This window comes from Nocardia takedensis NBRC 100417, assembly GCF_000308695.1.
Classification (GTDB): domain Bacteria; phylum Actinomycetota; class Actinomycetes; order Mycobacteriales; family Mycobacteriaceae; genus Nocardia; species Nocardia takedensis.
The window spans coordinates 1-8,124 of record NZ_BAGG01000219.1 but is presented as its reverse complement, the minus strand read 5'-3'; the positions used below and the strand labels follow the sequence as shown (position 1 = coordinate 8,124).

The window sequence follows — 8,124 nt, the reverse complement described above, 5'->3', positions numbered from 1 at the left end:
GGCGAACCCCGCCGCGGCGAGCACCGCGAGCAGCGCGAGCACGCTCGAGACCGGCACGGCGGCGATCTCGCGCTGCTCGGCGCGGACCTCGGCGAAGCGGGCGTCGCTGAGTTCCTCGGCGTCGGCCAACAGCGAATCCCGCATCAGCGCCGAGGCTTCGCGCAGATAGGCCGAGCCGACCGGGAATCCCTGGCGGTTGTTGGCGCGCGCGGTCTCGACCAGACCGGCGAACGCGGGCAGGTCGGCGGCGATGCGGGCGACGATCTCGCGGGTGCGCGCGTCGCCCGCGCCCGTGGTGGCCTCGGCCAGCGCCGCCGCCGCGTCGGCCAGTGCCTGCTGGTAGCGAGCACGGATCGCCGGGCTCTCGATCCCGCCGGACAGGAACGCCTCGGCCGCGGCGGCGTCGGCGGCCGAGAGCGCGACGTAGAGGCGCTGGGCGGCGAAGGCCACCGGTTCGGTGTGGCCGAGCACGCGTTCGTGCCGGGTCACCTTCGCGTCCAACTGCGCGGCGGCGATCGATCCCGCGACCAGGCACAGCAGAACCGACACGACGGCGATCAGCGACACCACCCCCGGCGTGGTCGCCGCGAAACGCCGCGACCATTCCGCACCGCGCCGCACGGTCGCCGGTACGCGAGCTCCCACACCGTCCCCCTATCGATATCCCGGCGGAGTCTCCGCCCGCGATAGTACGGCAGGAGTTTGCGCGGTGCGCACCTGTGCACCCGGTGCCGTGCGCGCGGGTATGCCCGGTGGTTGCCGCACCGAAGTTGGCGCGTCTGAGACGATCTCGGCTACGCCGTGCCCGCGACGCGGTAGGCGTCGCCCACCCGGACCCGGTACTCCTGGGGCGGGCAGTCGTTCCAGCGGCGGAACGCGCGGATGAACGAGGCCGCCTCGGCGTATCCCAGGCGCGCGGCCAGCTGTTCGGTGGTCATGTCGGTGTGGGTGAGCAGCTCCTGCGACAAGGTCTGGCGCACCTCGTCCAGCAGCGCGCGGAAGGAGGTGCCCTCGTGGTGCAGCCGCCGCGACAGCGTGCGCGGACTCATGAAAAGCGCCGTGGCGACCGCGATCTGATCCGGGATTGCCCCAGGTTCGCGGACCAGCAGATCGCGCACCGTCGCCGACATGCCGCTGCGCGCGTGGTGGCGGGCCAGCAGATCCCGGCACAGCTGTTCGCAGGCGGCGCGGGCGCGCTCGCTGGGCCGCGGCAACGGCAGATCCACGCAGTGGCCGGCGAAGCCGATCGTGTTGGTCTGCGCGCCGAAGACCGGTTCCACGCCGAAGATCTCGCGATGGCGGGTGGGATCGGCGGGCGCGGGATGACGGAACTGCACGCGCGTCAGCGGGATGTCCACGCCGAACAGGTCGCGGCCGATCGGGACGAAACTGGCCAGGGCGCGCTCGGTCAGGAAGACCCGCAACTCAGCCGGGATGTCGGCGTCGTCGAGGTGCAGGCGCGCCTCCTGTTCGGAGTCGACGAAACTGAGCCGCCCGAAGACGTTGGTCGCGTCCAGGAACCGGCGCGCGACCTCGATCATCTCCCGCACGGTGCGACTGCTGAGCATGGCAAGACCCCACGGGCCCGCGCTGCTGAGCCGGGTGCGGCTGCCCGCCAGCGCGCCCAGGCCGGGTTCGTCGCAGCGGCGCACCAGGTTCGCCACGATCCGCAGTTCCTGGTGGGCGGTGACCCCGACCTGCGAACCTTTGAGCATGTCGGGGGACAGCGAGGTCCCCACCAGACACGCCGCCGCCGCGATGCCGCGCTCCTCCGCGAGACGGAGCAGGTTCTGGGCGCTGGAGGTGCGGCGGCGAAGGTTCCAGTCGAGCATGAAGTCGCATTCCGATCGAACGTGTACCAGACGGATTGGCGCAACTTATCAACGACCGGTGCGTCACAGGTGTGAAACGAGGAACTTTCGAGATTGGCCACCTCGGCCGCGCTCGGTCAGTCGCCGACGAGGATGCCCGCCTCGCGCGCCAACGCGGGAGCCAGATCCATCAATTGCAACGGGGTGATCCGCGCCCCGCGCAACGCCGGTATCCCCGAGGCGATGTCGATCGCCGCGGCTTCGCGCAGGTCGACCGCGCTCAGACGGGCGTTGTCGACCAGCAGGCCCTCGAGCCGGGTGCCGGGGAAGCTCACCGTCGACAGGGTCGCGCCGCCGAAATCGGTGTCGCGCAACACGCAGTCGATGAAACTCACCTCGCGCAGTTTGGCGCGGCGCAGGTTCACCGAATCCAGTTTGCAGCCCTCGAAGCGCACCCGGCGCAGCACCGCGCCGCCCGCGTCCACCCCCGACAGCGCCGCCGCGATCAGTTCCGCGTCCTGCCAGGAGCCGTCGGCCAGGTCGGTGCCGATCCAGCGGGTGTCGCGCACCCACACGTCGGCGAAACGGGTGTGGCGCAGGCTGCCGCCGGTCATCGTGACGTCGGTGAAGGCCGATTCGGTGAAGCGCGCGTGCTCGACGCGCGGGTCGGCCCAGCGCACGCCGTCGATGTGCACGCAGTCGTAGTCGCCCTCGCTCTCGGGTTCCTCGGACAGCGGACGCAGGAATCGGGCGTAGGGCAGCGCGTCGAGGTCGGCGGGCACGGCGGATCCTCCCGGAGGTCGAGGGACGGTGACCGCCCACACCGTACGGGTCCGCACCGACAGACTGCTCGCGCGCGCACGGTTGTTGTCCCACAGCGCACCCGCGCCGCTCTCGGGTGGGTCCGCAGCTAGCGTGCGAGGTGAGGAGAGGAGGGCCGTTCGTGGTCGTGGTCTTCGACAGCGGCGCCCATCCCGTGCGCGACCGGGTGCCCGCGGCGCGCGCGGTGTTGCAGCAGGAGTCGGCGCCGTGCCGGATGCGTTTCGCCCGCGCGGGCATGAGCGCGGTGATGGAGGCGCGCTGCTTCGGCGAGCTGAGTCTGTTCCGCGCCGAGATGACCGGGCACCGGTTGCGTCGGTCCGCGCGTGACGTCGCCGCGGGCCCGACCGGGCTGGTGGGGTTCGCGGTGCAGGAGTACGGGCGCGGCCGTTTCGAGCAGGACGGCGTGCGTCGCCTGGTCGACCCCGGTGAGCTGATGGTCGTCGACCTGGACGCGCCCTACGATTTCGGGTGGACCGGGCGCGGCGGTTCGCGCTGCGTGCACGTCCCACTCGACGCGCTGGGCCTGACGCACGAGGCGGTGGGCGCGGCGCTGGCCGGGCTGACCCGCAGTCCGCTCTACGACCTGGCCCGCCACCACCTGTGGCGGATGTGGGAGTTGCCCGAGTCGGTGTCGGATCCCGCCGGTGACGCGCTCGCGGAGTCCACGGCCCCGCTGCTGCGGGCCTTGCTTGTCTCGGTGTCCGGTGGCGGCGACCGCCGCGACGCCGATCTGCTGATGCCGCGGGTGCGCGCGTTCGCGAGCGCCCGACTGGGCGATCCGGCGCTGAGCGTGGCGGGGATCGCGCGACACCTGGACCTGCCGGTCCCGGTGTTGCTGGGGCTGGCCGCCCAGACCGGATTCGACATCGCGCGCTGGATCCGGGCCCAGCGGTTGCGGGCCGCGCGCGCCGACCTCGCGCGCGGGACGGCCGTCGAGCGGGCCGCGCGACGCTGGGGGTTCGCCGACGCCGAGGATTTCCGGGTCGCCTTCGCCGCGACGTTCGGGCTCACGCCGGAGGCGTGGCGGCGGACGTGCCGCGAAGACGGTCGGTCGACGGCGGGCGGCGACCCGAGATGGTGACATATCATGCGTCGATGCGGGTCGAGATTCCCTCCGAGGCGGGAGGGCCGGGGTGGTAGTGGTGTTCCGGTCCCGGGACTTCGCGCCCCGCGACCGCGCCGACGCCACCCGCACGGCCATGCAGGAGCAGTCGGTCCCGTCCCGGGTGGTGCTCGAACACCCGGATCGCGTCGACGCGTTGATGCAGGTGTGGGGTTTCGGCGAGGCCAGCATCTTCCGATCCGCGATGACCGGTTACCGGTTGCTGCGCACCCCGCACCAGGTGCGCTCGGGTCCGGCCGAGGTGCTCGCGATCGCGGTGCAGGAGCAGGGCACCGCCTACGCCGACCAGTTCGGAACCCAGCGGGTGCTCGATCCCGGCCGATTGTTCGTCATCGATCTCAACGACCCCTACGACTACCTGCTGCCCCGATTCGGCAGTTCGCAGTGCCTGCACGTGCCCATCGACGCGGTCGGCCTGCCCCACGACGTGGTGCGCGCCGCCTCGGACAGACTCGCCGCGAGTCCGCTCTACACACTGGTCGGCGCGCACATCGGCGAGTTGACCCGCCGCGCCGAGCACCTCACGCTCGACCCGTCGGCCCCGGTGCTGGGCCGGACCGGGATCGAACTGGTCCGCGCGCTGCTGGCCTCGGCCTACGACACCGACTACGCGCGCGGGCCGATGGCCGAGGTGTTGCTCCCCCGGGTGCGCGCCTACGTGCGCCGTCACCTCGGCGACCCCGCGCTGAGCCCCGAACGCATCGCGCGCGCCCACGACATCTCCATTCGCAGGCTGTTCCGGCTGTGCTCGCAGGCCGGTTTCAGCCTCGAGCAGTGGATCATCGCCGAACGCCTCGACGGTGCGCGCGCGGAGTTGGCCCGCCCCGAGAACGCCGCTACCCCCATCGCCGCGGTGGCCCGACGCTGGGGCTTCGTCAACAACGCCCACTTCAGTCGACGCTTCCGCGACACCTTCGGGGTTTCCCCGCGCGAATGGCGGCGCATCGCCCCCGAGGAGGCCGGCGGGCAGAGCACACAACCGTGCGGCACGGACCAGATCGCGACGCCGCGCGAGCCCTAGCGTTGGCCGCGTCGCGAACCGAACCCCTTCCGGACGGAGCCCCCGCATGACGAGCACCCCCGACACCATCGTTCTGGTCCACGGTCTGTGGATGACCCCGCGCAGTTGGGAACACTGGGTCGACTACTACGGGGCCAAGGGCTACACGGTGCTCACCCCCGGCTACCCCGGCTTCGAGCTCGAAGTGGAGGCGCTGCGCGAGAACCCCGACCTCATCGCCGAACTGACCGTGCGCGAAACCGTCGACCACTTGGCCGCGGTGATCGAGGCGGTCCCGACCGCGCCGATCATCGTGGGCCACTCCTTCGGCGGCACCCTGACCCAGTTGCTGGTCGACCGCGGGTTGGGCGCGGCGGCCGTCGCGATCGACTCCGCGCCCACCGAAGGCGTGCGCGTGACGCCGCCGTCGCAGGCCAGATCACTGTTCCCGGTGCTCAAGAGCCTGTCCAACCGGCACAAGGCCGTCGGGTTCACCGCCGAGGAATTCCACTACGCCTTCACCAACACCATCGATGAGGCGGCCTCGCGCGCCGCCTACGACCGCTACCACATCCCCGCGCCCGGCAGCTGGGTGTGGACCTACGGGGTGTTCGAGAACTTCCGACCGGGCCACCGCGAGACCTGGGTCGACTACAGCCGGGCCGACCGCGCGCCGCTGCTGTTCATCGGCGGCGCCGAGGACCACATCATGCCGCCCGCGGTGAACAAGTCCAACGCCAAGCACTACCACAAGTCACCGGCGGTCACCGAGTACCACGAGTTCCCGGGCCGCTCGCACTGGATCTGCGCCGAACCGGGCTGGCAGGAAGTCGCCGACCACGCCCTGGACTGGGCGCTGACCCACGCCCAGGCTCCCGCGACCCGGCAGCCCGCGGCCGACTGAACAGGCGGTTTCGTGCGGGTAGACTGCGAAACCCCCGCGAACCCTCGAGTGAGCATGGCACTACTGCTGGACGTCTCCAAGGCGCGGCCCTACGACCCGGCCGCGCTGCGGGCGGCGCTGCGCCGCGCGGGCATCCCCGACACCGTCACCTTCACCCCCCTGCCGCGCGCCGCCCCGCGAATGCGGTTGCATGCCTGGGACCTCGGGGACCGCACGCGCCTGCTGCGCTGGGAGAGCACCGGCATCGCCGTCGCCCGCGGCGCGCCGCGACCGGGGCGGACCCCCGACTCGCGGATGGTCGTCGCGGTGGTCTCGGCCGGCGAATGGACGCTGACCCGAGCCGGGGAGACGACGCGGTACGCGCGCGCCGACCCGGCCCTGCTCGTCCTGGACGACACGACCCCGTTCGACTTCCGCCGCACCGACTCCGGCACCGTGCTGGCCCTGCACTTCGACCGCGCGCTGCTCACCCTCGGCGCCGCCACCCTGGCCGCCGCCGCGCGCGGCGTCCGCCCCGACAACAGCGTCCACGACCTGGTCCGCACCTACATCCAACAACTGGCGGTGGTCGCCTCCACCGGCGCGCAGATGCTGCCCGAACTGCACGGCCCCACCCTGGATCTGGTGCGGACGCTGCTGCTCGACGCCGCCGACGACGCGGCGCGGGCCCCGTCGGGAGCCGACACCCTCGACCGCGTGCGCGCCTACGTCGAACACAATCTCGACGATCCGGGACTGTGCGCGGAGACCATCGCCGCCGCGCACAACATCTCGGCGCGTCAGCTGTACAAGGTGTGGGCGGCCACCGGGATCGGGTTGGCCGACCACATCATCGGCCGCCGCCTCGAGCGCTCCCGCGAAACCCTGCGCACCCACCGGCATCTGACCATCGCCGCGGTCGCGCTGCGCCACGGGTTCAGCGACCCCACCCATTTCGCGCACCGCTTCCGCGCCGCCTACGATCTGACGCCCTCGCAGTGGCGCGCCGACCCGGGCGGCGCGGCGCGCTGAGAACACAACCGTGCCCGCGCAGCCAGTTCGGCGCGCGCCCGGATTCCTAGAGTCGGCCCGTCAGCATCGACTCGACCGAACCCGGAGATCGCATGAAATCCCCCAGACCGGCCCGCTTGGCCTCGCGCGCCGTCGCCGTCGCGCTCGCGGCCCTGCTCGGCTTCGCCGGACTCGGCGCCGCGCGAGCCCACGCCGCGAACCTTCCCACGATCGTGTTCGTCCACGGCGCGTTCGCCGACGCGAGCGGCTGGCGCGAGGTCGCCGAACGGCTCGCCGCCGAGGGCTATCCGGTGCGCACCTACGACAACCCGCTGCGCGGTCCCGCCTCCGACGCCGCGGGCCTGCGCGCCCTGCTCGACGGCATCGCCGGACCGATCGTGCTGGTCGGGCACTCCTACGGCGGCGCGGTCATCACCAACACCCACGACCCGGACGTGCGCGCCAACGTCTACGTCGCCGCCTTCGCCCCCGACCGCGGCGAATTCGTGCAGGGACTGCTCAACCCGATCACCTACCCGGGCAGTCGACTGCTGCCGCCCGCGCTGCAACTGACCCCGGTACCGGACGCGAACAGTCCGGTGGGAACCAACCTCGACGGCTACATCGCCGAGGACTCCTTCCACGAGGTGTTCTGCCAGGACGTCTCGCCCGCGGTCGCCGCCGACATGTACGCCCACCAGAAGTCCGCGGCGTTGCAGGCCAACCTGGAACCCTCCGGCACGCCGTCGTGGTCGGACACGCCCAGCTGGTACCTGGTCTCCCGGCAGGACCGGGTGATCCCGCCGGATCTGCAACGCATGATGGCGGGTCGGGCCGCGCCGGGCCGCACCAGCGAGGTCGACGCCTCGCACGTGTCGCTGGTCTCGCGTCCCGGCGTCGTGGCCGAGGTGGTCCGCGCCGCCGCGACCGCCACCGCCTGACCGGCGGCGCTCACCGCAGCGTGCGGGCCCAGCGTCGGGTCTCGGCGGGGTCGATGACGTCGTCGAGCTCGAACACCGTCGCCGCGGTGAGCGCCTTGCCGTGCGCGTAGGCCGCGGCGACCAAGTTGTCGAACGCGGCGGCGCGGGCTTCGGGGTCCTCGATGGCGGCCAGTTCCTTGGCGAAACCCAGGCGCACCGCCCCCTCGAGACCCATGCCGCCGATCTCGCCGGTCGGCCAGGCGATCACGAACCGCGGCGCGCGGAAGGACCCCGCGGCCATGGCCTGGGCGCCCAACCCGTAACCCTTGCGCACGATGACGGTTCCCCACGGCGCCGTCATCGCGGCCGCGTCGATGAACAACCGGCTGAACTTGGTGACCGTGGCGTGCGTCTCGGCCTCGGGGCCGACCATGAAACCCGGTGTGTCGCACAGCGAGAGCACCGGCAGGCCGTGCGCGTCGCACAGGCGCAGGAAGGCGCTGAGCTTGTCGGCGGCGGGCGCGTCGATCGCACCGCCCAGGTGGTGGCAGTCG

The 8,124-nt window shown here is 72.3% G+C and carries 9 protein-coding genes; 5 read left to right on the top strand and 4 right to left on the bottom strand.

Features of this window, described 5'->3' with window-relative positions:
* The 3 genes from ON30_RS28305 to ON30_RS28295 all read right to left on the bottom strand — a co-directional run.
* Nucleotides 1-645 (bottom strand): GlnX family signal transduction membrane protein (locus tag ON30_RS28305; RefSeq protein WP_505805187.1); only part of this gene is annotated, 645 nt, incomplete at its 3' end.
* Nucleotides 646-794: 149 nt separating this feature from the next.
* Nucleotides 795-1,832 (bottom strand): AraC family transcriptional regulator, encoded by a 1,038-nt coding sequence (locus ON30_RS28300; protein ID WP_040712151.1) that lies wholly within the window; start codon nucleotides 1,830-1,832, stop codon nucleotides 795-797.
* Between the two features lie 116 nt (nucleotides 1,833-1,948).
* On the bottom strand, nucleotides 1,949-2,593 hold the full coding sequence (locus tag ON30_RS28295) for a pentapeptide repeat-containing protein (RefSeq protein WP_040712149.1): 645 nt from the start codon (nucleotides 2,591-2,593) through the stop codon (nucleotides 1,949-1,951).
* Nucleotides 2,594-2,733: 140 nt separating this feature from the next.
* On the opposite strand from ON30_RS28295, the gene ON30_RS28290 reads away from it, so the two are divergent.
* The 5 genes from ON30_RS28290 to ON30_RS28270 all read left to right on the top strand — a co-directional run bounded on the left by ON30_RS28290 (nucleotide 2,734) and on the right by ON30_RS28270 (nucleotide 7,591).
* Nucleotides 2,734-3,714 (top strand): helix-turn-helix domain-containing protein, encoded by a 981-nt coding sequence (locus ON30_RS28290; RefSeq protein WP_169334960.1) that lies wholly within the window; start codon nucleotides 2,734-2,736, stop codon nucleotides 3,712-3,714.
* 61 nt (nucleotides 3,715-3,775) lie between these two features.
* Complete coding sequence (locus ON30_RS28285; RefSeq protein WP_245554259.1) at nucleotides 3,776-4,777, top strand: helix-turn-helix domain-containing protein; 1,002 nt, start codon at nucleotides 3,776-3,778, stop codon at nucleotides 4,775-4,777.
* 46 nt (nucleotides 4,778-4,823) lie between these two features.
* Nucleotides 4,824-5,660, top strand: coding sequence for an alpha/beta hydrolase (locus ON30_RS28280; protein ID WP_040712145.1), 837 nt, complete (start codon nucleotides 4,824-4,826; stop codon nucleotides 5,658-5,660).
* 54 nt (nucleotides 5,661-5,714) lie between these two features.
* The gene (locus ON30_RS28275) at nucleotides 5,715-6,671 is read left to right on the top strand and encodes a helix-turn-helix transcriptional regulator (protein WP_051030077.1); all 957 of its coding nucleotides are present in this window, start codon (nucleotides 5,715-5,717) and stop codon (nucleotides 6,669-6,671) included.
* Nucleotides 6,672-6,763: 92 nt separating this feature from the next.
* Nucleotides 6,764-7,591, top strand: a complete 828-nt coding sequence (locus tag ON30_RS28270) for an alpha/beta fold hydrolase (protein WP_040712144.1) — start codon at nucleotides 6,764-6,766, stop codon at nucleotides 7,589-7,591.
* A 10-nt stretch (nucleotides 7,592-7,601) separates the two neighbouring features.
* Here the strand turns inward: ON30_RS28270 and ON30_RS28265 are convergent.
* Nucleotides 7,602-8,124, bottom strand: a 523-nt coding sequence (locus ON30_RS28265; RefSeq protein WP_040712141.1) for a carboxyl transferase domain-containing protein, incomplete at its 5' end; no start/stop codon positions are given.

What these genes read in the sequence shown, in the direction of transcription:
- ON30_RS28275 (WP_051030077.1), top strand. Translation starts at nt 5,715, where the DNA reads ATGGCACTACTGCTGGACGTCTCCAAGGCGCGGCCCTACGACCCGGCC.
- ON30_RS28280 (WP_040712145.1), top strand. Translation starts at nt 4,824, where the DNA reads ATGACGAGCACCCCCGACACCATCGTTCTGGTCCACGGTCTGTGGATG.
- ON30_RS28270 (WP_040712144.1), top strand. Translation starts at nt 6,764, where the DNA reads ATGAAATCCCCCAGACCGGCCCGCTTGGCCTCGCGCGCCGTCGCCGTC.
- ON30_RS28300 (WP_040712151.1), bottom strand. Translation starts at nt 1,832, where the DNA reads ATGCTCGACTGGAACCTTCGCCGCCGCACCTCCAGCGCCCAGAACCTG.